This is a genomic window from Allobosea sp. WAO, assembly GCF_001509835.1.
Taxonomy (GTDB): domain Bacteria; phylum Pseudomonadota; class Alphaproteobacteria; order Rhizobiales; family Beijerinckiaceae; genus Allobosea.
In genome coordinates this window covers 157,985-184,028 of the sequence record NZ_JXTJ01000003.1, presented here as the reverse complement: position 1 = coordinate 184,028, position 26,044 = coordinate 157,985, and the positions used below count along the sequence as shown (strand labels likewise).

At 66.6% G+C, this 26,044-nt stretch carries 24 protein-coding genes; 4 read left to right on the top strand and 20 right to left on the bottom strand.

Annotated elements, in window-relative coordinates; genetic code table 11:
• Positions 1-121: 121 nt before the first annotated feature.
• The 9 genes from DK26_RS02440 to argE form a co-directional block, all read right to left on the bottom strand.
• Positions 122-1,126, bottom strand: a complete 1,005-nt coding sequence (locus tag DK26_RS02440) for an oligopeptide/dipeptide ABC transporter ATP-binding protein (RefSeq protein WP_066467956.1) — start codon at positions 1,124-1,126, stop codon at positions 122-124.
• Positions 1,123-2,139, bottom strand: a complete 1,017-nt coding sequence (locus tag DK26_RS02435) for an ABC transporter ATP-binding protein (protein ID WP_066467954.1) — start codon at positions 2,137-2,139, stop codon at positions 1,123-1,125. Before DK26_RS02435 ends, DK26_RS02440 begins: the two co-directional genes overlap by 4 nt.
• Positions 2,140-2,183: 44 nt before the next feature.
• A complete protein-coding gene (locus DK26_RS02430) occupies positions 2,184-3,128 on the bottom strand; it encodes an ABC transporter permease (protein ID WP_066467952.1) in 945 nt (314 codons plus the stop codon).
• A 7-nt stretch (positions 3,129-3,135) separates the two neighbouring features.
• Entirely contained in the window at positions 3,136-4,119 is a 984-nt protein-coding gene (locus DK26_RS02425; protein ID WP_066467950.1) for an ABC transporter permease, read from the bottom strand.
• Positions 4,120-4,194: 75 nt separating this feature from the next.
• A complete protein-coding gene (locus DK26_RS02420; RefSeq protein ID WP_066467948.1) occupies positions 4,195-5,796 on the bottom strand; it encodes an ABC transporter substrate-binding protein in 1,602 nt (533 codons plus the stop codon).
• A gap of 158 nt (positions 5,797-5,954) precedes the next feature.
• Positions 5,955-6,917 (bottom strand): ABC transporter permease, encoded by a 963-nt coding sequence (locus DK26_RS02415; RefSeq protein WP_066467946.1) that lies wholly within the window; start codon positions 6,915-6,917, stop codon positions 5,955-5,957.
• 16 nt (positions 6,918-6,933) lie between these two features.
• Positions 6,934-7,914, bottom strand: a complete 981-nt coding sequence (locus tag DK26_RS02410; protein ID WP_066467944.1) for an ABC transporter permease — start codon at positions 7,912-7,914, stop codon at positions 6,934-6,936.
• A 167-nt stretch (positions 7,915-8,081) separates the two neighbouring features.
• Entirely contained in the window at positions 8,082-9,620 is a 1,539-nt protein-coding gene (locus tag DK26_RS02405) for an ABC transporter substrate-binding protein (RefSeq protein WP_248309862.1), read from the bottom strand.
• 286 nt (positions 9,621-9,906) lie between these two features.
• Positions 9,907-11,055: an acetylornithine deacetylase gene (argE, locus tag DK26_RS02400; protein WP_349236316.1), complete on the bottom strand. Its 1,149-nt coding sequence runs from the start codon at positions 11,053-11,055 to the stop codon at positions 9,907-9,909.
• 254 nt (positions 11,056-11,309) lie between these two features.
• Here argE and DK26_RS02395 point away from each other — a divergent pair, with 254 nt between their 5' ends.
• Positions 11,310-12,278, top strand: coding sequence for a pyridoxal-phosphate dependent enzyme (locus tag DK26_RS02395; protein WP_066467942.1), 969 nt, complete (start codon positions 11,310-11,312; stop codon positions 12,276-12,278).
• Positions 12,279-12,338: 60 nt separating this feature from the next.
• Here the strand turns inward: DK26_RS02395 and DK26_RS02390 are convergent, their stop codons facing one another.
• A complete protein-coding gene (locus DK26_RS02390; protein WP_083532958.1) occupies positions 12,339-12,992 on the bottom strand; it encodes a hypothetical protein in 654 nt (217 codons plus the stop codon).
• A gap of 108 nt (positions 12,993-13,100) precedes the next feature.
• Entirely contained in the window at positions 13,101-13,496 is a 396-nt protein-coding gene (locus DK26_RS02385; RefSeq protein WP_066467939.1) for a cupin domain-containing protein, read from the bottom strand.
• Between the two features lie 224 nt (positions 13,497-13,720).
• Here DK26_RS02385 and DK26_RS02380 point away from each other — a divergent pair, with 224 nt between their 5' ends.
• Both DK26_RS02380 and DK26_RS02375 read left to right on the top strand, forming a co-directional pair.
• Positions 13,721-14,896 carry a M20 aminoacylase family protein gene (locus DK26_RS02380; RefSeq protein WP_066467937.1) on the top strand — a complete coding sequence of 392 codons (1,176 nt, stop codon included), beginning with the start codon at positions 13,721-13,723 and terminating at the stop codon, positions 14,894-14,896.
• A gap of 11 nt (positions 14,897-14,907) precedes the next feature.
• Entirely contained in the window at positions 14,908-16,014 is a 1,107-nt protein-coding gene (locus DK26_RS02375; protein WP_066467935.1) for an NAD(P)/FAD-dependent oxidoreductase, read from the top strand.
• A 125-nt stretch (positions 16,015-16,139) separates the two neighbouring features.
• Here DK26_RS02375 and DK26_RS02370 read toward each other — a convergent pair whose 3' ends face one another.
• Complete coding sequence (locus DK26_RS02370) at positions 16,140-16,475, bottom strand: GIY-YIG nuclease family protein (protein ID WP_066467933.1); 336 nt, start codon at positions 16,473-16,475, stop codon at positions 16,140-16,142.
• 101 nt (positions 16,476-16,576) lie between these two features.
• Between DK26_RS02370 and DK26_RS02365 the strand changes: the two genes are divergently transcribed.
• Entirely contained in the window at positions 16,577-17,146 is a 570-nt protein-coding gene (locus tag DK26_RS02365; RefSeq protein ID WP_066467928.1) for a DUF2239 family protein, read from the top strand.
• Here the strand turns inward: DK26_RS02365 and eda are convergent.
• The 8 genes from eda to DK26_RS02325 all read right to left on the bottom strand — a co-directional run bounded on the left by eda (position 17,143) and on the right by DK26_RS02325 (position 25,826).
• Positions 17,143-17,787, bottom strand: coding sequence for a bifunctional 4-hydroxy-2-oxoglutarate aldolase/2-dehydro-3-deoxy-phosphogluconate aldolase (gene eda, locus DK26_RS02360; protein WP_066468730.1), 645 nt, complete (start codon positions 17,785-17,787; stop codon positions 17,143-17,145). The genes DK26_RS02365 and eda overlap by 4 nt on opposite strands.
• A 174-nt stretch (positions 17,788-17,961) precedes the next feature.
• Complete coding sequence (gene pgl, locus DK26_RS02355) at positions 17,962-18,651, bottom strand: 6-phosphogluconolactonase (RefSeq protein WP_066467926.1); 690 nt, start codon at positions 18,649-18,651, stop codon at positions 17,962-17,964.
• Entirely contained in the window at positions 18,648-20,156 is a 1,509-nt protein-coding gene (gene zwf, locus DK26_RS02350) for a glucose-6-phosphate dehydrogenase (protein ID WP_066467924.1), read from the bottom strand. The genes pgl and zwf overlap by 4 nt, the downstream gene beginning before the upstream one ends.
• 332 nt (positions 20,157-20,488) lie before the next feature.
• Positions 20,489-21,244 (bottom strand): ABC transporter ATP-binding protein, encoded by a 756-nt coding sequence (locus DK26_RS02345; RefSeq protein ID WP_066468727.1) that lies wholly within the window; start codon positions 21,242-21,244, stop codon positions 20,489-20,491.
• Positions 21,241-22,089 (bottom strand): ABC transporter ATP-binding protein, encoded by an 849-nt coding sequence (locus DK26_RS02340; protein ID WP_066468722.1) that lies wholly within the window; start codon positions 22,087-22,089, stop codon positions 21,241-21,243. The genes DK26_RS02345 and DK26_RS02340 overlap by 4 nt, the downstream gene beginning before the upstream one ends.
• An 8-nt stretch (positions 22,090-22,097) precedes the next feature.
• On the bottom strand, positions 22,098-23,009 hold the full coding sequence (nikC, locus tag DK26_RS02335; RefSeq protein WP_066467922.1) for a nickel transporter permease: 912 nt from the start codon (positions 23,007-23,009) through the stop codon (positions 22,098-22,100).
• An 11-nt stretch (positions 23,010-23,020) separates the two neighbouring features.
• A complete protein-coding gene (locus DK26_RS02330) occupies positions 23,021-24,088 on the bottom strand; it encodes an ABC transporter permease (protein WP_066467920.1) in 1,068 nt (355 codons plus the stop codon).
• 136 nt (positions 24,089-24,224) lie between these two features.
• Positions 24,225-25,826 carry an ABC transporter substrate-binding protein gene (locus tag DK26_RS02325; RefSeq protein ID WP_066467918.1) on the bottom strand — a complete coding sequence of 534 codons (1,602 nt, stop codon included), beginning with the start codon at positions 25,824-25,826 and terminating at the stop codon, positions 24,225-24,227.
• Positions 25,827-26,044: the final 218 nt, after the last annotated feature.

Below are 26,044 nucleotides of genomic sequence, written 5' to 3'. Positions count from 1 at the left end.
GAACCAATGTGCCTTTGGACGAGGCTCAGGCACGACAGCGCTTCCGCGGCGGCGTTCGCCGCTGCTGGGTTCCGGGCTCGCCGCTGCGCGGCGCCCCGGAAAGACGGTGTTCCGTTTGCTCCTAAGCCGCCGCCCTGCCCTGGTTCACCGCATGACAGGCGACGCCGTCGATCACCGGCGGGTTCTCGACCCGGCAGCGATCGAAGACCAGCGGGCAGCGCGGGTGGAAGGTGCAGCCCGAAGGCGGGCTGATCGGGTTCGGAATCTCGCCCTTCACGCCCTCGCGGGCCTTGCCGACCATGGCGAGATCGGGCACCGCATCGAGCAGCATCTTGGTGTAGGGGTGACGCGGCGCGGAGAAGAGCTGCTTACCTTCCGAGACCTCGACCAAGCGGCCGAGATACATCACGCCGATCCGCGACGCCATGTGTCGGACGACGGCGAGGTTGTGCGAGATGAACAGGTAGGTCAGGCCAAACTTCTGCTGCAGATCGCGCATCAGGTTGAGGATCTGCGCCTGCACCGAGACGTCGAGCGCCGAGGTCGGCTCGTCGCAGACGATGAACTCGGCATTGGAGGCGAGCGCACGGGCGATCGCGATGCGCTGGCGCTGGCCGCCGGAGAATTCGTGCGGGAACTTCTTGCCGTCGTCGGGGTGCAGGCCGACCAGGCTGAGCAATTCGCCGACGCGCCCCTCGATCTCGCGGTCGCCCTGAATGATGTCGAAGGCGCGGATCGGCTCGGCGATGATCCGGCCGACACGCCAGCGCGGGTTCAGCGAGGCATACGGGTCCTGGAAGATCATCTGGATGCGGCGGCGCAGACGCTGACGTTCCTGGGCAGCGGCGGCATCGGTCATCGAGACGCCGTCGATCGAGACGGTGCCGCCCGATGGCGGCAGCAGGCCGACGACCATGCGCGCCACAGTCGACTTGCCGGAGCCGGACTCGCCGACCAGCGCGAAGGTCTCGCCCTTGCGGATGTCGAAGGAGACGCCGTCGACCGCCTTGAGATACTGCTTCGGGGCACTCTCGATCACCCGGTTGAGCCAGGGCTTCGAGACGTCGAAGACGCGTTTCAGGTCACGGACCTGGACGAAGGGTGCCTTGGAGACGTCCTGGGTCACGCGGCGATCTCCGCTTTGTCGGTCGGGCTTTGGCCAGTCGGAGCCTTCGACTGGTCGTAGAGGTGGCAGGCGACCTGGCGGCCGCCGACATCGATCAGTTCCGGCCGCTCGACGAAGCAGCGGGCGAACGCCTTGGAGCAACGCGGATTGAAGGCGCAGCCCTTGGGGATGTTGGAGAGGCGCGGCATCGAGCCGGGAATCTGGACGAGCCGTTCGGCATCGCCCTCGATCGAGGGGATCGCGCCCATCAGGCCGACCGCATAGGGGTGGAGCGGCTGCTTGACCACGTCGCGGACCGGACCGATCTCGGCGACGCGGCCGGCATACATCACCGCGACGCGATCGGCCGTCTCGGCGATGACACCCATGTCGTGGGTGACGAGCATCACCGAGGTGCCACGTTCCTTGCAGAGCCGCTTGATCAACGCGATGATCTGGGCCTGCACGGAGACGTCGAGCGCCGTCGTCGGCTCGTCGGCGATGATGAATTCGGGCTCGGCGCAGAGGGCGAGCGCAATCACCACGCGCTGGCGCATGCCGCCCGAGAACTCGTGCGGGTAGCCGTCGATGCGGCGCTCCGGCGCGGGGATGCCGACCTCGTCGAGCAGGGCGATGGCGCGCTTGCGGGCGTCGGCCGCGTTGAGATCGGTATGGGTCTGGATCGTCTCGATCAGCTGTTCGCCGACCCGGTAGAGTGGGTTCAGGCTGGTCAGCGGATCCTGGAAGATCATGCCGATGCGCTTGCCGCGGATCTTGCGCATCGCCTCGGGCGGAAGATTGTCGACGCGCGCGCCGGAGAGCAGGACTTCGCCGCCGGCGATACGACCGGGCGGATCGATCAGGCCGATGATGGCCGAACCGGTGACAGACTTGCCGGCGCCGGATTCACCGACTACGCCGAGCACCTCGCCGCGGGCGACGTCGAACGAGACCTTGTCGAGGGCGCGCAACGTGCCGCGCCGCGTCACGAATTCGACGGTCAGTTCGTTCACGGAAATGACGGGCTGGGTCATCGCTGCTCCGAAGGCCTGGACTTGAACGGGGTGCGGTTCATCTCTCACCTCAGCTTCGGATTCAGTGCATCGCGCAGCCAATCACCGAACAGGTTGATCGACAGCGCGAGCAGGATCAGGACGAGCGACGGGAACAGCAGGATCCACCACTCGCCGGAGAACAGGTATTGCTGGCCGAAGCGGATCAACGTGCCGAGCGAGGGCTGGGTCGGCGGCATGCCGACGCCAAGGAAGGACAGCGTCGCCTCCTCGATCACCGCGAGCGCAAGGTTGATCGTGGCGATGACCAGCACCGGCCCGGCGACATTGGGCAGGACGTGCTTCAGCATCACCGGCCAGGCCTTGAGGCCGATCAGGCGGGCGGCGTCGACATAGACCTTGTTCTTCTCGACCAGGGTCGAGCCGCGCACGGTGCGGGCATATTGCGCCCAGTTTGCGAGGCCGATCGCGATGACGAGGACGAGCAGCGTCGCTTGCTCCTGCGCCGCCGGGGGGATCAGCCCGCGCGCCACGCCGAAGACGAGCAGCGCTACCAGGATCGCCGGGAAGGAGAGCTGGATGTCGGCGATGCGCATGATCAGCGCCTCGGTGCGGCCGCCGACATAGCCGGCGACGAGGCCGAGGCCGACGCCGAGGATCAGCGAGAACACGACCGAGGCCGCACCGACCAGAAGCGAGACGCGCGAGCCGTAGAGGATGGCCGAGAAGATATCCCGCCCCTGCCCGTCCGATCCCAGCCAGAACACCTTGCCGGTAATCTCATTGGGCTGCATCGGGCGCGAGAACCCGTCGGAGAGGTCGAGCGAGGCCGGATCGAACGGATCATAGGGCGCGATCAGCGGCGCGAAGATCGCGGCGAGCACGAGCAGGAACGCCATGACGCTCGCCACCACCGTCACCGGCGAGGAGCGGAAGGAATAGACCAGATCGGAGTCCCAGAACCGGGCGAGACGGCTGGGCGGGATCACAGGCAGAGGTTCGTCGCTCATCGCCGCCTCACTTCGCCGGAACCGCGGAGCCCGACCGCAGACGCGGATCGAGCGCGACATAGACAAGGTCGACCAGGAGCGAAGTCACCACGAAGACGAAGGCGACGAAGAGCAGATAGGCCGACATCACGGGAACGTCGACGAACTGCACGGCGTTGACGAAGAGCGCGCCGAGCCCCGGCCACTGGAACACCGTCTCGGTGACGATGGCGAAGGCGATGACCCCGCCGAGCTGGAGACCGGCGATGGTGATGACCGGGATCATGGTGTTGCGCAGAGCATGGCGGAACTCGATGCGGCGCTCGGGAATGCCGCGCGCGCGGGCGAAACGGATGAAATCGGCCCGCATCACCTCGAGCATTTCGGAACGGACGAGCCGCATGATCAGGGTGAGCTGGAGGAAGCCGAGCGTCAGCACCGGCAGGACCAGCGATTTCAGCCCGCTTACGGTCAGCAGGCCGGTACTCCACCAGCCGATCTTGACCGTATCGCCGCGCCCGAAGGAGGGCAGCCAGCGGAGCTCGACAGCGAAGATGTAGATCAGGCCGATGCCGATCAGGAAGGTCGGCAGGCTGACCCCGATCAGCGAGACCGACATGATGAGATTGGCGACCCAGCCATCGCGGCGGATCGCGGCGTAGACGCCGAAGCCGATGCCGACGATGAAGGCGAAGACCGCCGAAAGCACGGCGAGCTCGACCGTCGCCGGCAAGCGCTCGAGGATCAGCTCGGAAACCTTGCGGCCCTGGCGATAGGAGATGCCGAAGTCGCCGCGCGCCGCATCGGCGACGAAGCGGGCGAACTGCACGGGCACGGGATCGTTGAGGCCGAGGCGCTGCGTCAGCTCGGCGCGGTCCTGCAGCGTCGCCTCCTGGCCAAGCATGTTGACCATGGGATCGCCGACGAAACGGAACATCGAGAAGGCGATGAAGGCGACGGCGAGCATCACCACCAGCCCCTGCATCAGCGAGCGCAGGATATAGGCGAGCATCGCGTCTTGAACCCCTTATAGAAACGAAGGTCGCGGGGGCCGTCTTGATGCGGCCCCCGCGACAGGATGCCGGCTCTACGAGCCCTTGAACGAAACCATCTTCAGCTTCGGCTGGTTCTGAACGTCGACAGGCACGTCGAGCGTCGAATTCATGCCGTAGCTGAGCGTCTGGTGGTGGATCGGCAGGTAGATCGTCTCGTCCTTCACCTTCGCCCAGATCTTGGCGATGGCGGCGTCGCGCTTGGCGATGTCGATCTCCTTGGAGAGCGACTGGATCTGCGCATCGACATCCTTGTCGGAATAGCCGGTCGCGTTCCAGCTACCCTGCGAACCGGTGCGGGTGTGGTACATGTAGGAGAAGACGTAGTCGCTATCGAAGGTCGGGACGCCCCAGCCGACGAGATAGAACTCGGTCTCCGGCGGGTTCTTCTGGATCAGGTTGAAGTGGATCGACTTCGACTGCGAGACCAGGTTCACCTTGACGCCGATCTGGCCGAACATGCCGACCGCCGCCTGGCAGATGCCCTCATCGTTGATGTAGCGATCATTCGGGCAATGCAGCGTCACCGAGAAGCCGTTCGGATAGCCGGCCTCGGCCAGCAGCGCCTTGGCCTTGGCGACATCGGTCGCCGGCGCGGCGTCGAGTTCCTTGGTCCAGCCATTGGCGAAGGGCGGCAGGATGATGCCGGTCGGGATCGACTCGCCGCGCATCACGACGCGCTGGATCGCGCCGCGGTTGAGCGCCATATTCATCGCCTGGCGGACGCGCTTGTCGGCGAAGGGGTTCTTGCCCTCGACATTGTCGCCCTTCAGGTCCTTGGACGCGACGTCCATGCCGAAGAAGATGGTGCGGTTCTCAGGTCCGGTGGTGACGCGGACCTTGGGCTGGCTCTTCAGCCGGGCGATGTCCTGCACCGGCACGTCCTGGACGAGATCGACCTCGCCGGAGAGCAGCGCCGCGATGCGGGTCGCATCCTGCTTGATCGGCACATAGGTAAGCTCGGTGATCTCGAGCGGCACCTTTGCCTTGGCCCAGTAATTGTCGTTGCGCTTCATCACCGTCTTCACGTCGGATTCGCGCGAGACGAGGATGAAGGGGCCGGTGCCGTTGGCGTTGCGAACGGCGTAATTCTCTTCCTTGTTCTTGAAATCCTGCGCCTTGGTGGCGTTGTTCTTCTCCGCCCAGGCCTTGCTCATGATGCGGATGGCGGAGGTGTTGTTGACCAGGAGCGGGTTCGGCCCCTTGGTCTTGATCCGGACCGTCAGGTCGTCGACCTTCGAGACCTTCTCGACCGAGGTGAGGTAGCCCTTGAAGTCCGAGGTCGGCTGCATGGCGCGCTCATAGGAGAACACCACGTCGTCGGCGGTGAAGGGCGAGCCGTCATGGAACTTGACGCCCTCCTGCAGCTTGAATTCCCAGGTCGTCGGATCGTCCGCGAGCACCTTCCAGGACGAAGCGAGCAGCGGGTGAAGCTTGCCGGCATGGTCGCGCTCGGTCAGCGCCTCATACATCTGCTGGTTGACCGTGGTGGTCAGGCCCTCGTTCTGGCCATGCGGATCGATGGTCAGGGCATCGCCTGCCGAGGCCCATTTCAGCGGCCTTGCCTCGGCGGCGCCGAGCGCCAGCGCGGAGACCCCGATCAGCGCGGCTGCGAAGGCAAACATACGCGGTTTCATGATAACGAACCTCCCGGTCGCGGCCCTGCTCCAGGGCCGGTAAAGGACGAGATGTTAGGGCTGGGCCCCTTGTCTGTCACGGGTCTAATCTGCGCGAAACACATAGCGGAAAGTGGCACTTGCCTCTCTCGCAGGCACCGCGCGCAGGAGATTTCCGCTCATCTCAGCCTCGGATTGAGGGCGTCGCGGAGCCAGTCGCCGAGCAGGTTCACGGCGAGCACCAGGATCGCCAGCGTCAGGCCCGGGAAGGCGACGATCCACCAGTCGCCCGAGAACAGGTAGCGGTTGCCGATCGAGATCAGCGTGCCGAGCGAAGGCTGGGTCGGCGGCAGGCCGACGCCGAGGAAGGACAGGGTCGCCTCGGTGATCACCGCCAGCGCCAGGTTGATTGTCAGGATAACCAGCACCGGGCCGATCACGTTCGGCAGGACATGGCGCAGCATGATCAAGGGCGCCGGCAAGCCGACGAGGCGCGCCGCCTGGACATAGTCCTTGTTGCGCTCGACCAGGGTCGAACCGCGGATGGTGCGGGCGTATTGCACCCAGAAGCTGAGGCCGATCGAGATCACCAGCACGTAGAGCGCCGTGTCCTCGCGGTTGGCGCCCTTGAAGATGCCGCGCACGACGCCGTCGATCAGCAACGCGATCAGGATCGCCGGGAAGGTGAGCTGGACATCGGCGATGCGCATGATCAGCGAGTCGACGCGGCCGCCGAGATAACCGGCGAGCAGGCCGAGCGTGATGCCGATCGTCGCGGCGAGCGCGACGCCGAGGCCGCCGACGATCAGCGAGACGCGCAGGCCGTAGAGGATCGCCGAATAGAGATCGCGGCCCTGGTCGTCCGTGCCGAAGATGAACTTGGGATCGCCGCCAGCCTGCCAGGCCGGCGGGATGTTGGCATCGGAAAGAAAGACCGTGGCCGGGTCGAACGGGTTGGTCGGCGCGATCCAGGGCGAGAAGGCCGCGCCGATGAACATCAGGAGCACGATCACCGCGGCGACCATGGTCACCTTGGAGCGCAGGAAGCTGGCGAGGATGTCGCTGTCGAGGATGCGGGCCCAGAGCGAGGGCGGCTTGGTCGACGGGGCGACGGGGGTAGAGGACGGGGTCTGAGCGGTCATGGCTTGTCTCCCGCCTTCAATGCGCGCCGATCGTCGCGCGCAGGCGCGGGTCGACCGCGGCGTAGAGCAGGTCGACGATCAGATTGATGCTGACGAACAGGAACGAGATCAGGATGAGATAGGCCGCCATGATCGGGATATCGACCTGCTGCACCGCCTTCAGGAAGAGCAGGCCCATGCCCGGCCACTGGAACACCGTCTCGGTGATGATGGCGAAGGCGATGATCGAGCCGAGCTGAAGGCCGGCGATGGTGATGACCGGCACCAGCGTGTTCTTCAGCGCATGGCCGAAATGGATGGCGCGGGTCTTCAGGCCGCGCGCCCTCGCAAACTTGATGTAGTCGGTGCGCAGCACCTCCAGCATCTCGGCCCGGACGAGGCGCATGATCAGCGTCATCTGGAACAGGCCGAGCGTGATCGAGGGCAGGATCAGCGCCTTCCAGCCGGAGGCGGTGAGCAGGCCGGTGGTCCACCAGTTGCCGATCTTGACGACCTCGCCGCGCCCGAAGGAGGGCAGCCAGCCGAGCGTGACCGAGAACAGGTAGATCAGCAGGATGCCGATCAGGAAGGTCGGCAGGCTGATCCCGACGAGCGAGACGGTCTGGAAGAGCTTGGCGAGCCAGCTGTCGCGCCGCAATGCGGTGTAGACGCCCATCGGAATGCCGACGAGGAGCGAGAACAGCGCCGACATGAAGGCGAGTTCGAGCGTCGCCGGGGCGCGTTCGCCGAGCAGCGAGATCACCGGCAGGCGGAACTGGTAGGAAACGCCGAATTCGAGCCGCACCGCATTGTAGATGTAGCGGGCGAACTGGACGACGACCGGCTCGTCGAGCCCGAGCGACTTGCGGATCTGCGCGACCTGCTCCTGCGGCGTGTCGAGCGAGACGAGCTGGTTCACGGGATCGCCGACGAAGCGGAACATGGCGAAGGCGATCAGCGCCACCGCCAGCATGACGAGAAGCGACTGGAACAGCCGACGCAGAATGAAAGCGAGCATGGCCGCCTTTACGAGGAATCTATGAGGGCGGGAGCTCCACCGGAACGCCCGTCTATGCCAACAAGCCCGTCAGTCCCTGCCGCGCCGTGAGGCGGCCCGGCAGGGCTAAGATGCTTCGACGTGGAACGGACGCGGTGCGCGAGCCTTGGCCCGCACACCGCGCGCCATCACTCCTTGGTGGCGTAGTAGAGCAGCACCGAATTGTCGGCGCGCTGGGCGAGCTTCACCTTCTTCGACACGCCCCAGGCCAGCGCCTGCTGATGCAGCGGGATGTAGCCGAATTCGTCGACCGAGATCTTGTAGGCTTCCTTGATCATCGCGTCGCGCTTGGCGGTGTCGGACTCGACAAGGATCTTGTCGGTCAGCTCGTCGACCTTCTTGTTGCAGTAGTTGCCGAGATTGGACTCGCCGCGCGAGGAGCCGGCGACATCGCGGCAGCCGATGATGTCGTGCAGGACGTTGTGGCTGTCGAAGGTGCCGGGCGTCCAGCCGAGCAGGTAGAACGAGGTCTTGTAGCCGCCGGACTTCAGCACCTTGGCGAAATACTGGCCCTTCGGCTGGGCGTTCAGGTTCACCTTGATGCCGGCGCGCGCCAGCATGCCGACGACGGCCTGGCAGATCTGGCCGTCATTGACGTAGCGGTCGTTCGGGCAGTCCATGCCGATCTCGAAGCCGTTCGGGTAGCCGGCTTCGGCCAGCAGCTTCTTCGAGGCCTCGGTGTCGAACTTGGCACGGGTGAAGCCCGCATGCGGGAACAGCTCCGGCGCGATCATCAGGGCCGAAGGCGTCGAGAGCCCGCGCATGACGCGGCTCTTGATCGTCTCGATGTCGATCGCCTGGAAGAAGGCCTGGCGGACACGGACGTCCTTGAAGGGGTTCTTGCCCTTGACGCTGGATTCCAGCAGCTCGTCGCGGGTCTGGTCCATGCCGAGGAAGATCGTGCGCAGTTCCGGCCCGGTGAGGACCTGGGCGTTGCCCGAGGCGTTGACGCGCTGGATGTCCTGGATCGGAACCGGCTCGATCACGTCGACTTCGCCGGAGAGCAGCGCGGCGACGCGCGTGGCGTCAGAGGCGATCGGCGTGAAGACGATCTCCTTGATGTTGCCTTCGATCTTCTTCCAGTAGTTCTCGTTGAGCTTGAAGACGGTCTTCACGCCCGGCTGGTGGCTCTCGATCTTGTAGGGGCCGGTGCCGTTGGCGTTGAGCGCGGCATAGCTCGGCGTGGTCGCAGCTGCCGGGGTCGGAGCGACGGCGTTGTTCGCCTCCGCCCACTTCTTCGACATGATGTACCAGGTGTCCCACTGCGCGTTCAGGATCGGGTTCGGCGCAGTGAGGACGACATCGACCGTGTGGTCGTCGACCTTGACGAACTTGGCGCTGGTCGGGATGCGTGTGGTGAAGTTCGAGCCCTGGGCGCGGACGCGCTCGGCGGAGAAGATCACGTCGTCGGCGGTGAAGTCCTCGCCGCCATGGAACTTGACGCCCTTGCGCAGGAACAGGCGCCATTTCAGGCCGTCATCGGAGACCTCCCACTTCTCGGCGAGGGCGGGCTCGATCTTGAGATCCTTGCCGCGCGCCGTCAGCCCCTCATAGGGGTGGCCGATATGGGCGTTCGTGGTGGTTTCGTTGACGGTGTACGGGTCGAGCGACTTCAACTCGCCCTGGTTGGCATAGCGCAGCGTCTGCGCCTGAGCCGTACCGCACATCAGAGCCAGCGCCGCTACGGCTGCCAGGCAATGGGTCTTGAAGGACATGAAGAACGTTCTCCCGATTGGTTATTCCCACTCCTCCCCAGGAGCGGCGCCCGGACCGCCACGTACATTGGCGACGATCCGAGGAAGGCGGCAGATTAGAGGTGCTTCGAAGTCCGCGTCCAGTGCGGGCCGCGCGCTTCCCCCGAGATCGAACTTTATTGCATATACTAATCACCCTGCGCACGTTCATGCGAGCACAGGGTGACTTTCCGATGCAAAGGCGCTCCGCCCTGCGCCGTCAGCGGGCCAGGTCCGCGATCAGCGCACGCACGAACGATGAGCCGGCATCGAGCTGGGCCACGGTGATGAACTCGTCCGGCTGGTGCGCCTGGGCGATATCGCCGGGCCCGCAGACCACGGTCGACCAGCCCGCCGCCTGGAACAGGCCGCCCTCGGTACCGTAGGCGACGACATGGCTGGCATTGTCGCCGGTGAGGCGGCGCGCCAGTTGCTCGGCCTCGCCCTCCTTCTCCGGCGCGAGCGGTGGGGTGTAGGAGGTGATCTCCATGACGATGCCGGTCTCTGGCGCGATCGCCTTCATCGGCGCCTCGAGCTCCGCCATCTTCGCGCGATAGCGGGCGACATAGTCGGCATCGTCGCCCGGCATGACGCGGACCTCATGGCTGAAGGCGCAATGCTCGGCAGTGATGTTGACCGCGGTGCCGCCTTCGACGACGCCGACATGCAGCGTGGAATAAGGCGGCTCGAAGGGAATGCCGGCTGTCGCCTTCGCCTTGTTCTCGTCCATGACCTCGTCATGCCACGCGATCAGCTTGCCGGCGACCATCACGGCGGGCACGCCGATGTCGACGCGGCTGGAATGCACGGCATGGCCGCGGACGGTCGTGCGCATCCGGGTGCCACCCTTATGGCCGGTGACGACCTGCATCATCGAGGGCTCGCCGACGATCACGGCCGAGGGCTTGACCCCGGCCGCGGACATCGCGTCGATCAGGTAGCGAGCACCAATGCAGCCGACCTCCTCGTCATAGGACAGGGCGATATGAACCGGCCGCTTCAAGCCGGCCGCGAGCATCTCCGGCACCAAAGCGAGCGCGATGGCATCGAAACCCTTCATGTCGCAGGAGCCGCGGCCATAGAGCTTGCCGTCGCGCTCGGTCAGCGTCCACGGGTCCGAGCTCCAGTCCTGGCCTTCGACGGGGACCACGTCGGTATGGCCGGAGAGGACAACGCCGCCATCCACCTTGGGGCCGATGGTGGCGTAGAGATTGGCCTTGAAGCCGTCCGGACTCGGCACCACCGTGCTCTCGACGCCATGAGCGGCGAGATAGTCGCGGCAGAAATGGATCAGTTCGACATTGCTGCGCTGCGATTCGGTGTTGAACGAGACCAGCTTGGCCAGCATTTCCTTCGGGGTGTAACGCACGGGCAGATTTCTCCAGAGACTGGCCGACAGGCATGATCCGTGCCGGCAGGCTAAGCTCACGCCGCAGGAGGTCAATCACCGGCCGTGGTGCGCCGGCGCCCGAGCCAACGCATGACGGCCACTGCTCCCGGCATCGACGGCGGGACTTCCGGTTGCGCACGCTTGTCCAAGGGTCATGCGCGCACCGCGCTTGACCCGGCCGCACCCGGCGCGCTGTTGTGCCGACCGAACCGAGCTTTCCCTGTGAGTCCGCCATGTCCTTCGACGTCACCCTCGCCGACATCCAGGCCGCCGCCAGCCGCATCGCGGGCAAGGTGAGGCGTACCCCGACCTTCCTCAGTGCTGGGCTCTCCCAGCGCCTCGGCGTCGAGACGGTCGTCAAGGTCGAGAGCCTGCAGCTCGCCGGCTCGTTCAAGGTGCGCGGCTGCTACAACAAGCTGCTCGGCCTGTCGGACGCGGAGAAGGCCCGCGGCGTCGTCACCGTCTCCGGCGGCAACCACGCCATCGCCGTCTCGCTGGTGGCGAGCATGCTCGGCATCAAGGCACTGGTGCTGATGCCGAAGAACGTCGCACCGCTGAACATCCGCCTGACCAAGGAGGCCGGCGGCGAGGTCGAGCTCTGCGAGGATTCGATCGCAGCCTTCGCCAAGGCCGACGAATATGCCGCCAAGGGCATGACCAATGTCCACTCCTATGATGATCCTGCGATCATCGCCGGCCATGGCACCGTCGGCCTCGAGCTCGCGGCCGATGCCGGCGGCCGGCTCGACCATGTCTTCATCTCGATCGGCGGCGGCGGCTTTTCGGCCGGCGTCGGAGCGGCCCTGAAGGGGCTCGATCCGGCCGTGCGCATCCACGGCGTCGAGACCGAGGGCGCGACGACGATGACGCAGGCGCTCGAGGCCGGAAAGCCCGTACCGATCCGCCCGACCTCGATCGCGCGCACGCTGGGCGCGCCCTTCGCGACCGAACGGACCATGGCGGCCGCCCGCGAGTTCCTCGAAGAGATCGTGCTGGTGCCGGATGCGGACGCCGTGCGCGAACTGCTCTGGGTGCTGCAGAACGGCCGCGTGCTGCTCGAGCCGGCCGCCGCCTGCACGGTCGCGGCAGCTCTCGCCCGCAAGGACAGCTTCAAGCCGGGCGAGCGCGTCGCGCTGGTGCTCTGCGGCTCCAATGTCGCGCTCGAAGATATCGAGAGCTGGCGCCAGCAGTTCGGGCTCTGAGCAGAACGAGATCGGGCGCGCAGCACTACTGCGCGCCCTTCGGGGCCGCTCCGAGTAAACCTATGGGATCACGGCTCCGCGAGCCCGCCCGCCGGCGACGCTGCATGAGCAGCCGCTGCCGACTTCCGCGACATTGATCAGTTGGCAGGTGCGGACCGGCGTGCTGCAATAGCCGCCTATTCCCGACGAGACCGGAGCGGCATAGACCGGCGCCGCGTAATAGGGCCGCGCATAGTAGGCTCCGCTGTAATAGTCGCCGCCATAATAGCCGGGCGTGTCGTAGTAATAGGACGAGCCGTAATAGGGATAGGCCGCTGCGGCGCCGATGACCGCCCCGGCGGCGAGGGCTCCGGCGCCCCAGCCCCAGTTGTTGTAGTAGCCGCGCCGCCAATAGGCTCCGCGTCCGTAATAGCCGCCCCAGCGATTGGGTCCCCATCCCCAGCCGCCGCCACGGTAGAAGCCAGCGCGATAGACGCCACCGCGGTAGCCGAAGCCCGCGGCCCTAACGCCGCCGCCACGATAGCCGAAGCCCGGGCCGGCGAAGGCCCGGTTCATGCCGATCCCTCCGGCGCGTATGCCGCCACCTTGGAACCCGCCGCCATGGAAGCCTCCGCCGCGGCCGCCCCAGCCGCCGCGCCCCTGGGCATCGGCTTCGCTGGCCATGAAGGGCGCGACAAGGAGGAAGGACGCGGCAAGAACGATCAGGCGGCGCATGGCGGCCTCCCATTCAAAGCGATGGCGGTACACCCCGAACGCGCGAAGGTGACGCACGTTCCATCCTTTCGAAAGCGGCCGCCGAAAACTCGGAAGCAGCTCCCGAATTCAGCGACGATACTGCTCTTCCGTAACGTGATCCAGCCATTTGACAGTCTCGCCGTCGAGGCGCTCCTGCAAGGCGATATGGCTCATCGCCGTGGTCGCGGCGGCGCCATGCCAATGCCTTTCGCCGGGCGGGAACCAGACGACGTCGCCGGCCCGGATCTCCTCGACCGGGCCGCCCTCGCGCTGCGCCCAGCCGCAGCCTGCGGTGACGATCAGCGTCTGGCCGAGCGGGTGGGTGTGCCAGGCCGTGCGCGCTCCCGGCTCGAAGGTGACGAGGGCGGTCGCGATGCGCGCCGGCTCGGGCGGGTTGAACAGCGGGTCGATCCGCACCTGACCGGTAAAGTAGTCGGCCGGGCCCTGGCCCGAAGGCTGCGATCCGCTTCGCTTGATCTCCATGATGGTCCTCGCAAGTTCGTGGCGCATGAGATGTCGCCAGGGGCGCTGCCCCAGTCTAGCGCCCGCAGACGGCGGGGGTCACTGCCCCAGCGGCGCATCGCCATTCCCGCGCTTCCTCCCCCTCATGCCGCAATCGGCTTGGACAGGGTGCGCCCGCTCGGGCTAGCTTGCCGCATCAGGCAACCCGATTTCTGCGAAGTTGCACCAAACGGCCCGAGGATACGATGCCCAAATCCGAACTCATCGCGGCGATCGAGCCCGAGATCACCGCGATCCGTCGCGACTTCCACCGCCATCCCGAGCTGCTGTTCGATGTGAACCGCACAGCCGGCATCGTCGCCGACAAGCTCCGGGAATGGGGCGTCGACGAGGTCGTCACCGGCATCGGCCGCACCGGCGTGGTCGGCGTGATCAAGGGCAAGGGCCAGAATTCCGGCAAGGTCATCGGCCTGCGCGCCGACATGGATGCGCTGCCGATCCATGAGGAGACCAATCTCGAGCATCGCTCGACCGTGCCCGGCAAGATGCATGCCTGCGGACATGACGGCCATACCGCCATGCTGCTCGGCGCCGCCAAGTACCTGGCGGACACCCGCGATTTCGACGGCACCGCCATCATGATCTTCCAGCCGGCCGAAGAAGGCGGCGGCGGCGGCCGGGAGATGTGCAAGGACGGGCTGATGGAGCGCTTCGGCGTGCAAGAGGTCTACGGCCTGCACAACATGCCCGGCCTGCCCGTCGGCCAGTTCGCGATCCGCAAGGGGCCGATGATGGCGGCAGCAGACCGCTTCCTGCTCAAGCTCGAGGGCCGCGGCGGCCATGCCGCCAAGCCGAACGAGACGGTCGACCCGCTGGTCGCAGCCTGCCAGCTCGTCTCCTCGCTGCAGACCATCGCCTCGCGCAATGCCGACCCGCTCGATTCCGTCGTCGTCTCGGTGACAGCGCTGCAGGCCGGCGAGGCCTTCAACGTCATCCCGCAGCATGTCGTGATCAAGGGCACGGTTCGCTCGCTCTCGCCGGAGATGCGCGACCTCGCCGAAAAGCGCTTCCGCGAGATCGTCGCCGGCACGGCCCAGGCTTTCGGCCTGACCTTCGAGATCGAGTACGAGCGCGGCTATCCGGTGACCTTCAACCATGCCGGCCAGACCGATTTCGTCACCAGCGCGACGAAGAACGTCTTCGGCAAGGAGGCGATCGACACCGAGGTGCCGCCGACCATGGGCTCGGAAGACTTCTCCTTCATGCTCGAGGAGCGGCCCGGCGCCTATATCTTCATGGGCAATGGCGACTCCGCCGGGCTGCATCACCCGGCCTACGAGTTCAACGACAAGGCCCTGCCCGTCGGCATGACCTATTGGGCGAGCCTGGTCGAAATCGCCATGCCGCAACGGGCTGGCTGAGCACGGATCGCATGAGCGACATCGACTGTCTCGTCATCGGGGCCGGCGTCGTCGGCCTCGCGACAGCGCGTGCGCTTGCGCTCGCCGGCCGCGAGGTCGTGATCGCCGAGGCGGCCGAAGGCATCGGCACCCAGACCTCGGCACGCAACAGCGAGGTCATCCACGCCGGCATCTACTATCCGCCGGGCTCGTTGAAGGCCAAGGTCTGCGTCGAGGGCCGCAAGCTGCTCTACGACTACCTTCGCGAGCGCGGCCTGCCGCACAGGGCCTGCGGCAAGCTGATCGTCGGCACCCATGCCGGCCAACGCCCGGCGCTGGAGACGATCGCGGCGCGCGCCGAAGCCTCCGGCGTCGCCTCGTTGCGCTGGATCGACGCCACCGAGGCCAGGGCGCTGGAGCCCGAGGTCACCTGCGAGATCGCCCTACTCTCGCCGGAGACGGGCGTCGTCGACAGCCATGCGCTGATGCTCTCGCTGCTCGGCGAATGCGAGGCGGCGGGCGGCTCGCTTGCGCTCAACACGCCGATTCTGGCCTGGCGCCGTGAGGCGGATGGCTTCAGCGTCGATTTCGGCGGCGAGGACCCGGCGAGCTATTCCGTGACGACGGTGGTGAACGCGGCCGGCCATGGCGCGCCGCGCCTGCTCGGCAGGCTCGAAGGCTTTCCGGCGGAGCATGTACCGAAGCAGTACTTCGCCAAGGGCAATTACTTCTCGCTGCTCGGCAAGCAGCCCTTCAGCCATCTGGTCTATCCGATCCCGGAAGCGGCCGGCCTCGGCATCCACGCGACGATCGACATGGCGGGCCGGGTCAAGTTCGGCCCCGATGTCGAATGGGTCGAGCACGACCAGGACCTCGTCGTCGATCCCGCGCGGGCGGAGAAGTTCTATGCGGCGATCCGGACCTATTGGCCGGGTCTTCCCGATGGCGCGCTCGTCGCCGACTACGCCGGGATCAGGCCGAAGCTACACGGGCCGACCGAGCCGATGCCGGATTTCCGCATCGACGGCCCGGCCGTGCATGGCGTGCCGCAACTGGTCAACCTGCTCGGCATCGAGAGCCCAGGGCTGACGAGCTCGCTGGCGATCGCGGACATGGTGGTCGAGCGGCTGGCGCACTGACGCCGTTCTCATGGTCGGGCTTGTCCCGTGGTCGGGCTTGTCCCGACCATCCATGTCTTCGTTCGGCAAGTGCGGTGTTCAAGACGTGGATGCTCGCCACAAGGGCGAGCATGACGGAGCGGGTCTCACAACCCCTCCGCCCCCAACTCCGCGCGCCAATGCGCCAGCCGCGCCTTCATGACCCGCTCACGGCCGGCCTCCAGCGCCTTCTCGTCCAGCCGCTCGATCTCCTCGAACGAGAATGCGCCCTCGCCCTGCGCGTTCCAGGCAGCCTGCAGGCTGCGCTGGCGGTGGCTGCCATGGCGCAGCGTGAACCAGACGCGGTTCCGGATGGTCGAGAGATCGGGCGCCTGTCCCACCCAGCGCTCGCCAGTGGCGAGGCAGTGGACCTGATAAATGCCCGCGACAACCTTGCGCTCCTTGTAGGCCGCCACGGCCGCCTTCCTGTCCTCGTTCAGCATCCAACTCTCCTGTCGCAATCGAACGGCGCAAATATCACCCGGGCGATATTGACTCAACAAATTTTATCCGGGTAATTAGATCGCAACACAGGAACCCGGATATGACCGACACCGCCGACCGCCCTTGCACTGCCTTCGATGGCGAGACCCTGCTGGCGCGCGGGCCGCTTGCCGCAGTCGCGCTCGCCGTGCAGGCACGGCTGGCCGAGCGCCCGGATGCGAGCGTACTGACCTTCGATGATACGACGGGACGAGTGGTCGACCTTGATCTGCGGGGGTCCGAGGCGGAGATCGTCGCGCGGCTCGGCGGTTCGGAGCCGCGCGGGCGCGGCCGACCGAAGCTGGGTGTGGTGGCGCGGGAAGTGACCCTGCTGCCACGACATTGGGACTGGCTTTCGGCCCAGCCGGGCGGAGCCTCGCAGGCGCTGCGCCGGCTCGTCGACGAGGCACGACGCGGCGATGGCGGACAGACGCAGGCCCGCATCGCCGCCGAGAACGCCTACCGGTTCATGGCGGCGCTGGCCGGCAACCTGTCCGGCTTCGAGGAGGCGTCACGCGCCCTGTTCGCCGGCGACGAGGCCGGCTTCGGGGAGCATGCAGCAGGCTGGCCCGCCGATATCAGGACCTATGCGCAGGAACTGGCCTGGAGCCGCCTGCGTGATCGGGACTAGCCGCGCAGCTCCGCGACCTTCTCGCGCGCTTCGCGGGCGAGCTTCGTCACCTGCGCCCAGTCGCGATTCTTCACGGCATCCGCCGGAACGAGCCAGGAACCGCCGACGCAGAGCACCTGCGGCAAGGCGAGGTAATTGCCGAGATTGCCGAGCGAGACGCCGCCGGTCGGGCAGAACTTCATCTGCGGAAACGGGCCGGAAAGCGCCTTGAGGCCGGGCACGCCGCCGGCCTGCTCGGCCGGGAAGAATTTGCAGTGCAGGCGGCCCGCCGAGACGGCGCGCATGCAGTCGGAGGCTGTCGCGACGCCGGGCAGCCAGGGCAGGCCGGTCTTGCGTAGGGCCTCGTCGACGCTCTCGGTAAAACCTGGGCTGACCACGGCCCGGGCACCGGCATTCTGTACCTCGGCCGCCTGTGCCGGCGTCACCACCGTGCCCGCAACCGGCAGGATCTCCGGCAGGTCGCGCGCCACCTTCTCCAGAGCGGCCATGGCAGCCGGGCGACGCAGGGTGATCTCGATCACGTCGATGCCGCCGGCGAGCAGGGCCTCTGCCAACGGCACGGCGATCTCCGCCTCGTCGATGACGACGACCGGCACGACGCCGCAGGCGCCAAGGCGCGCGATCTCGGGGGCGGTGGACATCGACATCTCTCCTGATCTCTCCCTCAGCCCTCATCCTGAGGAGCGCTCTGCAGGAGCGCGTCTCGAAGGATTCTCCAGAGGTTCCGAAGACAACTGGAGCATCCTTCGAGACGCCGCTTCGCGGCTCCTCAGGATGAGGGCTGAGGATGTTCGCTGCTTCTCTAGGAGCCCGGCTTAAGCCTTCGCCCAGTAGACGTCGAGCCCCTGCGGACGGCCGAGCAGCAGGCCGACCGGGAAAGCCCCGGGCAGCTCGGCGGCCGAAGCCAGAACCCGCTCCTTGTCCTGGCCAGAAATCAGCAGGCAGGCATGGCCGGCATCGCGCAGCCGCGCCGGAGAGAGCGACAGCCTCGGCGGCAGGTCGGGCGGGCTCGCCGCGATGGCGTGGACGCCCGGCCCTGCCGACAAGCCGCGCTCGTCGCCAGGAAAGAGCGAGGCGATGTGACCGTCCGCCCCCATGCCGCTGACCAGGATGTCGAGCGCCGGCAGGCCGGCGAGCAGCCGGTCGAGGCTGGCGGCCGCGGCGGCGAGATCATCGCCGCAACTGTGAAAGGAGACGAAGCCGGCGCGCCCGTCGCGCAAGGGCGCGAAGGCGGCACGGATCATCCGCTCGTTCGAGGCCGGGTCGTCCGGGGCTACGAAGCGCTCGTCGGTCGGCAGGACCGTGACACTCTCCCAGGGCAGCTCGTGCTCGGCGAGGGCGGCGAGGAAACGCGCCGGCGTCGTGCCGCCGGGCACGGCGAGAAGCGCCCTGCCCCGCTCGTCGACGCAGGCGCGCAGCCTGACCGCGACGGCCTCGGCCAGCGCCGCGGAGGCATCGGCCAACGTCTCGAAACGATGGCGCAGCAACGGGCCGGCAGCGGTCATTCGCCGAACTCCGGATCGGCCCAGGAGCGGCCCTCGCGCTCGATCAGCCCGATCGCCTGCGACGGGCCCCAGGAGCCGGCGGCATAGCGATGCGGCTGGGGATAGTATTCCTGCCAGCCGGCAAGGATCGGGTCGATCCAGGTCCAGGCCTGCTCGACCTCGTCGCGGCGCATGAACAGGGTCTGGTCGCCGCGGATCACGTCGGTCAGCAGACGCTCATAGGCGTCGGGCGTGCGCACGTCGAAGGCGGTCTCGTAGCGCAGGTCGAGCTGGCGCGGCACGATCTTGAGCTTGCCAGAGCCCGGAACCTTCATCATCAGCTGCATCTGCACGCCGTCATTGGGCTGCAGGCGGATGACGAGGCGGTTGGCATCGAGGCGGCCGCAATCGCCCGGATTGCCGAAGATCGAATGCGGCACCGGCTTGAAGGTGACGGCGATCTCGGAATAGCGCTGCGCCATGCGCTTGCCGGTGCGCAGATAGATCGGGACGCCGGCCCAGCGCCAGGTGTCGAGCTCGCAGCGGATCGAGACGAAGGTCTCGGTGTTGCTGGCGTGGCCGAGCTCGTCGGCATAGCCTTTGACGCGCTGCCCCTCGATCACGCCCGGCCCGTACTGGCCGCGCACGGTCCAGCGCTGGACATCGGGGCCGACGATAGGTCGCAGCGCCTTCAGCACGCGGACCTTTTCGTCGCGCACCGCATCGGCCTCGAGCAGGTTCGGCGGCTCGATGGCGAAGAGGCAGAGCAGTTGCAGGACATGGTTCTGGACCATGTCGCGCAGGTGCCCGGCCTTGTCGTAATAGCCGGCGCGCGATTCGAGCCCGACCGTCTCGGCCACGGTGATCTGGACATTATCGATGTCGCGGCTCGACCAGGAACGCTCGAACAGCGTGTTGGCGAAGCGCAGGACGAGCAGGTTCTGCACCGTCTCCTTGCCGAGATAATGGTCGATCCGGTAGGTCCGGCTTTCCGGCAGGATGCGCGCGACGGCGTCGTTGATCGCCCGCGCCGAGTGAAGGTCGCGCCCCAGCGGCTTCTCCAGGATGACGCGCGAGGTCGGCGTCAATATGCCGGCAGCTGCGAGGTTCTCGCAGATCGGGATGAAGAGGTCCGGCGGCGTCGAGAGATAGAAGGAGCGGACATGCTCGGACTCACCGAGCGCCTCCTTCAACGCGCCATAGGTCTCGGGCTTGACCGCATCGAGCATGACCATGGTCAGCCGGCGCTGGAAGGCCGCGATGCGCTCGGGCGAAAGCCCGGCCGCGGCGAGCTTGCCGGCGATCTCACGCGGAATGCCCTCGAGATCCTCCTGCTTGCGGACGATGCCGAGGATGCGGCTTTCGGCCGGCAGCACGCCCTCCTCGTTGCGCTGGGCCAGCGCCGGAAAGAGCTTGCGCAGGGCAAGGTCGCCGCCGGCGCCGAAGATCACCAGGTCGAAGGGCGGCACCGGCGTGCGCTCAGGCGCAGCCTCCGGCTTCAGAAGGCGTTCGGCGATGGCATCCATGACGGCGTACTCCTGGGCGGCCCGAGCTTCAGTCGAACCGAATCCTGCGACGACAATGCGACCAAGCACGCAGCTTGCCAAACGCTTTGGGCGGCGGGATGGCGCGGCCTGTCCCCTCTCCCCTTGCGGGAGAGGGTTAGGGTGAGGGGTCGCGCGACGCTTCACCGTCATGGTCGGGCTTGTCCCGACCATCCACGTCTTCGCTGGTCGAGTGCGGTGTTCTAGACGTGGATGCTCGCCACAAGTGCGAGCATGACGGAAAGGTCAGAGCGACCCCTCATCCGGCCCTTCGTTCCACGTTCTCCCGCAAGTGGGAGAAGGTGAGGACGCCCCTACCCCGCGCGGCGAAAGCCCTCGCTCGCGATCAGCAATTGCCGGGCATAGTCCGTCTGCGGCGTGCGGGCGGCGAGCGTTTCGGCGCTCATCTCCTCGACACCGCGGCCGAACTGCATGACCAGTAGCCGCTCGCACATATGGCCGACGACGGCGAGATCGTGGCTGACCAGGATGTAGGTGAGCTTGCGCTCCTGGCGCAGCGCCTGCAGCAGGTTCAGCACCTCGGCCTGGATCGAGACGTCGAGCGCCGAGGTCGGCTCGTCGAGCAGGAGGATCGTCGGCTCCAGCACCAAAGCGCGGGCGATGGCGACGCGCTGGCGCTGGCCGCCGGAGAGCTGATGCGGGAAGCGGAAGCGGAAGGAGGACGGCAGGCCGACATCCGCCATGGCGCGGGTGATCTTCGCCTCGGCATCGCGGATGCCATGGATGGCGAGCGGCTCGGCCAGCGTGTCGTCGACGGTCTTCTTCGGGTGCAGCGAACCGTAAGGGTCCTGGAAGACCATCTGAACGGCCCGGTAGAACGCCTTGTCGCGGATCTTGGGCTGTCGCTTGCCGAGAATGTCGACCTCGCCGCTCCAGTCGCGATTGAGGCCAGCGAGCACGCGCAGCACGGTCGACTTGCCGGAGCCGGACTCGCCGACGATGCCATAGCTCTCGCCGGGCGAGACGGCGAAGGAGAGGTCCTTCACGACATGGGAATCGCCGAAGGAAACGTTGAGCTTCTCGGCGGTGATGGCGTGTTGTGTGCTCATGCCAGCCATGCCGGGTCGCGGGTCAAGGTCGCGAGCTTCTCGCGGGGATGGTCGAGATCGGGCAGGCAGCCGAGCAGCCCACGGGTATAGGGGTGCTGGGCCCGGTCGAGTTCCTGCGCCGGTAGGGTCTCCATCGCCTTGCCGCCATACATGACGATGACGCGGTCGCAGAACGACTTCACCAGATGGAGATCATGGCTGATGAAGATCAGCCCCATGCCGCGGCTGGTGACGAGATCGTCGAGGATCTTGAGGATCTGGAGCTGGACGGTGACGTCGAGCGCCGAGGTCGGCTCGTCCGCGATCAGGATCTCCGGCTCGGCGATCAGCATCATCGCGATCATGACGCGCTGCCCCATACCGCCCGAGACCTCGTGCGGGTAGAGATCGTAGACGCGCTGGGGCTCGCGGATCTGCACGGCCTCCAACATGGCAAGACTGCGCTCCTTCGCCTGCCGCGCGCTCGCCTTGTGGTGGACGCGATAGGCTTCGGCGATCTGGTCGCCGACGGTCTGGACCGGGTTCAGCGAGAACTTCGGATCCTGCATCACCATCGAGATATGGCGGCCGCGCAATTTGCGGCGGCTGCCCTTGTCCATCGCCGCCAGATCCTTGCCGCGAAATTCCATCCGTTTTGCCGTGACCACCCCGGGATGCGGGATCAGGTCGAGGATGGCGCGACCGGTCATCGACTTGCCGGAACCGGATTCGCCGACTATGCCGAGCCTTTCGCGGCCAAGCGTGAAGGAAAGCCCGCGCACCGCGTTGACGATGCCGGTCGGGGTGTGGAAGTCGACGCGCAGTTCGTCGAGCGTCAGCAGAGGTGCATCAGAGGTTGCGGTCATCTTGGCGCTCACCTCGCATCCAGAACGTCGCGCAGGCCGTCGCCGAGCAGGTTGAAGCCGAGGGCCACGACGCAGATGGCGATGCCCGGGAAGGTCGCGACCCACCACTGGTCGAAGATCTGCTCGCGGCCGGTCGAGATCATCGCGCCCCATTCCGGGATCGGCGGCTGGGCGCCGAGGCCGAGGAAGCCGAGGCCGGCGGCGATGATGATGACGCCGGCCATGTCGTAGGTGGTGCGCACGATCAGCGAGGGAACGCACATCGGCACGACATGCTTCAGCACGATCCGCATCTGGCTTGCGCCTTGCAGGCGCATCGCCGAGATGTAGTCGGCATTGCGGATGATCATCGTCTCCGCCCGAGCGACGCGGGCGTAAGGAGGCCAGGCGGTGAAGGCGATCGCGATGACCGCATTCTCCAGGCCAGGGCCCAGCGCGGCGACGAAGGCGAGCGCCAAGACGAGGCGCGGGAAGGCGAGGAAGACGTCGGTGATGCGCATCAGCACGGTGTCGACCCAGCCGCCGAAATAGCCGGCGGCGCAGCCGATCAAGAGGCCGAGCGGCCCAACCGTGATGACGACGAGCATGACGATCACCAGCGTGACGCGGGTGCCGTAGACGACGCGGCTGAAGATGTCGCGGCCGAGTGCGTCGGTGCCGAACAAGTGCTTGGCGGACGGCGCCAGCAGACGCTGATCGAGCGCCTGGGCGAGCGGATCGTGCGGCGCAACCAGCGGCGCGAAGGCTGCGAGCAGCAGCAGGGCGAGCACGATCAAGAGGCCGACCATGGCGGCCGGGTTCTTCCTGAAGGCGAGCCATTGCCGGTAGAGCTGGCCGAGCCGGGCCTGCCGGCGCGATTCCGGCGAGGTCGTGGTCAGCCAGGCCTGCCAGGTGACGGGGGCGGAGGCGTGATCGGTCATGGCCATCCTCCTCAGCGCGCCCGCGGATCGGCCAGCCGGCCGAGAATGTCGGAGAACAGGTTGACCGCGATGAAGACGGCCCCGACCACCAGCGTGGCACCGAGCACCGCGTTCATATCGGCGTTGAGCAGTGCATTGGTGAGATAACGGCCGAGCCCCGGCCAGGCGAAGATCGTCTCGGTCAGCACCGAGCCTTCGAGCAGGTGCATGTAGGACAGCGCGATCACGGTGACGAGCGGCACGAAAGCGTTGCGCAGTGCATGGCCGCAGACCACCCGCCATTCCGAGAGCCCCTTCACCCGCGCGGCGACGACATATTGCTGCTGCAGCTCGGTGATCATGAAGCTGCGGGTCATGCGGCTGATATAGGCGACGGAGAGCAGGCCGAGCACGGAAGCCGGCAAGATGAGATGCCAGAAGGCGTCGACGACCGCCTCCCATTCGCCCTGCATCGCGGCATCGAGCATGACGATACCGGTTATCGGCGTGACGAAATCCAGATAGGCGATCGAGAGCCGGCCCGGGCCTGCGACCCAGCCGAGCTTGGCGTAGAACAGCAGCAGGCCCATCAGGCCGAGCCAGAAGACCGGGATCGAGTAGCCGATCAGGCCGATCACGCGGGCGACCTGGTCGATCCAGCGGCCCTGGTTGACCGCGGCGAGGATGCCGAGCGGAACTCCGAGCGCGACGCCAATCAGCGTGCCGAGCGTCGCCAGCTCCAGCGTCGCCGGGAAGACGGTCTTGATATCGTCCGTGACCTTCTGCGCGGTCAGGACCGAGGTGCCGAGGTCGCCCGTGAAGACCTTGCCGACATAGATGGCGAACTGTTCCCAGAGCGGCTTGTCGAGGCCGAGCTCGAGCCGCGCCTTGTCGTAGACATCGGCGGGCGCCCGGTCGCCGACCACGGCCAGGACCGGGTCGATCGGCATGACGCGGGCGATCAGGAAGGTCACCAGCAGCAGGCCGAAGATGGTGATCGCGACCGTGGTCAGCTCGCGGCCGAGGAGCCTGCCCCAGCGCAGGGCACGGTTTCCGGATCGGGATGCGGCAGGCGGTGTCGATGCGGTAGTCGAGGCCATGGGGCGGCTCCGTTTCTTGTTGTTCTTGGCTCTTCTTGTTGTTCTTGGGCTTTCGCTGGCGCCGCCTCGCGTCAAAGCAGAAAACCCGCCGCAGCCTCCTATCGGGCTACGGCGGGTTGCGGCGGCGACAGACGCCTCAGTTCTTGGCGATCGGCGCGTAGAAATTGGTGTCGGAGCTCGGTCCGATCACCCAGTTGTCGACATTCTTGCGCTGCGCCGAGACTTCGACCTGCTGGAACATGATGACGAAGGGCGAGACCTTCTGGTGCTCGCGCTGCAGATCGCCATAGACGGCGGCGCGCTTGGCCGCGTCGGTCTCGAGCACGTTGGCCTGGGTGACCTTGGTCATGTCCGGGATGTCCCAGGCATTGCGCCATGCCAGCGTCTTCGACTTGGCGTCCTCGCCATTGTTCTCGTTGATGGCGAAGGTCTCGGCATTGGTGTGCGGGTCGAGATAATCCGGGCCCCACTGGCCGATATAGATGTCGTGGGTGCGGGCCCGGTACTTGGTCAGCGTCTGCTTGCCGTCGCCCGGGATGATCTCGAGCTTGATGCCGGCCTGAGACCAGGTCGACTGGATCGCCTGGGTGATGTCGGTGATCGGGTTGACCGAGCGGGTGTCGATCGTGACGGTGAAGCCGTTCGGCAGGCCGGCCTTGGCGAGCAGCTCCTTGGCCTTGGCGACGTCGAGCTTGTAGGGCTTGTCGTCGATCGCGCCGAGGAAGCCCTTGGGCAGGAAGGCCTCGTGGCCCTTATAGGTGCCCTCGACGATGTTCTTCTCGATCGCGTCGTAGTCGACCAGCCATTTCAAGGCTTCGCGTACCTCGGGCTTGGCGAGGTTCGGGTTCTTCTGGTTCAGGCCGAGATAGAGGATGTAGCCCTTGTCGCCCTGGACGATCTCGACATTGGCGTTGCCCTTGACCGCGGCGAGCTGGTCCTTGGAGAGGTTGCGGGCGATGTCGATGTCGCCCTTCTCCAGCAGCAGGCGCTGCGAGGCCGGCTCGGCGACATGGCGGACGATGACGCGCTTGGTCTTCGGCGCGCCCTTGTACCAACCCTCATTGGCGTCGAGCGCATATTGCTCGTTCGGGCGATAGGCGCGGACCTTGTAGGCGCCGGAACCGGCCGAGGCCAGCTTCAGCCAACCATTGCCCCAGTCGCCATCCTTCTCATTGGCCTTGACCAGCTTGGAGTCGACGATCGAGGCGACGCCGGAGGTCAGGCAGTTCAGGAAGAAGCTCGGCGCGAAGGGCTTGGAGACGGTGATGACGACGGTCTGGTCGTCGGCGGCCTTCACCTTGTCGAGCACCGTGTCCTTGGTCAGGCCGAACTGGGTGAGGATGAAGCCCGGCGACTTGTTGAGCGTCACGGCACGCTGGAAGGAATAGACCACATCGGCGGCGGTCAGCGGATTGCCCGAATGGAACTTGACGCCGGGCCGCAGCTTGAAGGTGTAGGTCAGGTTGTCCGGGCTGACGGTCCAGCTCTGGGCGAGCTCGCCGATAAGCGCGTTGTTGTTCTTGAGGTCGACGCCGATCAGCTTGTCATAGAGGTTGGTGACCACCTCGACGCCGGAGAATTCGAAGGCCTCGGCCGGATCGAGCGTGATAATGTCGTCGATCTGCTTGGCCATGACGATGGTGTCCTTCGGCGTCTGGGCCTGGGCCGTCGAGGCCATCAGGACGGCGAAGGCCGAAGCCGCCATCAATTTCGCGACATGACGCATGGAAATCCCCATTGTGCAGTTTTGCGGGCGCTGCGGCGCCCGTTGCGGCGCAATGTGGCGCCAGAGCGGGGCGGATGTCCAGCGCCTCGCAACGCGTCCCAAAAGCCCTGCCCGGACTGCTCGCTTCTTGCGCAAACGGAGCGGGTTTCCGGCGCATTCTTGCGCAAGGACGGGCTTGCTCCGGTCCACTCCCCGATTATCGTGGACAGGTCAGGCCGCCCGGCCCGGCG